1 protein-coding gene is annotated in these 247 nt (G+C 46.2%); it reads left to right on the top strand.

Annotated features, from left to right (window positions below):
- Nucleotides 1-191, top strand: a 191-nt coding sequence (locus CH42_RS16780; protein ID WP_204374539.1) for a hypothetical protein, incomplete at its 5' end; no start/stop codon positions are given.
- Nucleotides 192-247: the final 56 nt, after the last annotated feature.

The following is a 247-nucleotide window of genomic DNA, read 5'->3' as shown; positions in this document are numbered from 1 at the left end:
GAGGCAGGGACGCAAAGAGAAGATTGGGGGCTAATGACGGCGCTAGCATAAGTGAGGTGAAAGGAGAAGAGGGAAGAAAAAGGAGAGAAGAGAGGAGAAAGGGGAGGAGGAGGAAAAGAGAAAAGGAGAAGGAAATAAAAAATCACGAAAGTACGACGGATTCAGGCAGAGTTCGAGGAGAGAGAAAATAGAAGAGAAAAGAGAGAGAAAAGAAGAGAAATGAGAGAGGAGGTAGAAGGTGGCGAAG

This window comes from Leucobacter musarum subsp. musarum (assembly GCF_001273845.1).
Taxonomy (GTDB): Bacteria; Actinomycetota; Actinomycetes; order Actinomycetales; family Microbacteriaceae; genus Leucobacter; species Leucobacter musarum.
The sequence above is the reverse complement of the archived record's forward strand: the minus strand, read 5'-3'. Positions and strand labels throughout refer to the sequence as shown.